Source organism: Nocardioides sp. YR527, from assembly GCF_900101045.1.
In the GTDB taxonomy this organism is placed as follows: Bacteria; Actinomycetota; Actinomycetes; order Propionibacteriales; family Nocardioidaceae; genus Nocardioides.
The window spans coordinates 1-1583 of sequence record NZ_FNFN01000021.1; the positions used below are offsets into that span (position 1 = coordinate 1).

General features: G+C 65.3%; 1 protein-coding gene. It reads left to right on the top strand.

Annotation, left to right across the window (positions count from 1 at the left end):
• On the top strand, positions 1-1583 hold a 1583-nt coding region (locus tag BLT25_RS29350; protein ID WP_256328875.1), incomplete at both ends, for an acyl-CoA carboxylase subunit beta.

Here is a 1583-nt window from a genome sequence, read left to right on the forward strand (position 1 = left end):
ATCGATCTGCACACGACTGCCGGGAAGCTGGCCGAGCTGGAGCGTCGTCTTGACGAGGCCGTCCATGCTGGTTCGGCCAAGGCGGTGGAGAAGCAGCATGCCAAGGGGCGTCAGACCGCTCGGGAGCGGATCGAGATGCTGCTCGATGAGGGCTCCTTCCAGGAGGTCGATGAGCTGGCCCGGCACCGCTCGACCGCGTTCGGGCTGGAGAAGAACCGTCCCTTCGGTGATGGCGTGGTCACCGGCTACGGCACCATCGAGGGCCGCCAGGTCTGTGTGTTCTCCCAGGACTTCACCGTCTTCGGTGGATCGCTGGGTGAGGTCTATGGCGAGAAGATCACCAAGATCATGGACCTCGCGATCAAGACCGGGTCCCCGCTGATCGGGATCAACGAGGGCGCCGGCGCCCGGATCCAAGAAGGCGTCGTGTCCTTGGGGCTGTACGGGGAGATCTTCAAGCGCAACGTCCACGCCTCAGGGGTGATCCCGCAGATCAGCCTGATCATGGGCAACTGTGCCGGCGGGCATGTCTACTCCCCCGCGGTCACCGACTTCACGATCATGGTCGACAAGACCTCGGGCATGTTCATCACCGGGCCTGATGTGATCAAGACCGTCACCGGTGAGGACATCACCATGGAAGAGCTCGGCGGCGCCCTGGCCCACAACTCCAAGTCCGGGGTGGCCCACTACATGGGCGCCGATGAGGCCGACGCGATCGACTACGTCAAAGCGTTGTTGTCCTACCTGCCCTCCAACAACATGGAAGAACCCCCCGCCTACGACGAGGTCGCGGACCTGGAGATCACCGGGCTCGACCGGGAGCTGGACACCTTCATCCCTGATGGCGGGAACCAGCCCTACGACATGCACGAGGTCATCTCCCATGTGGTCGATGATGAGGAGTTCCTCGAGGTCCAGCCGCTGTGGGCCCCCAACATCCTGATCGGCTATGCCCGTATCGAGGGCCGCCCGGTCGGGATCGTGGCCAACCAGCCCATGCAGTACGCCGGCTGCCTCGACATCGACGCGAGCGAGAAGGCCGCCCGGTTCGTGCGCACCTGCGACGCGTTCAACGTCCCGGTCATCACCTTCGTCGATGTCCCCGGGTTCCTACCCGGCACCGACCAGGAACACAACGGCATCATCCGCCGTGGCGCCAAGCTGATCTACGCCTACGCCGAGGCCACCGTCCCCCTGGTCACCATCATCACCCGCAAGGCCTACGGCGGTGCCTACGACGTGATGGGCTCCAAACACCTCGGCGCCGACATCAACCTGGCCTGGCCCACCGCCCAGATCGCGGTCATGGGCGCCCAAGGCGCCGCCAACATCGTCCACCGCCGCACCCTGCAGGCCATCGTCGACGCCGGCGGCAGCGCCGAAGAGGTCGAGGCCAAACGTGCCGAGCTGATCGACGAGTACGAGACCACCCTGGCCAACCCCTACATCGCCGCCGAACGCGGCTACATCGACGCCGTCATCCCACCCCACGAAACCCGCGCCGAAGTCACCCGCGCACTACGCCTGCTGCGCACCAAACGCGAGACCCTGCCCGCCAAGAAGCACGGGAACATCCCGCT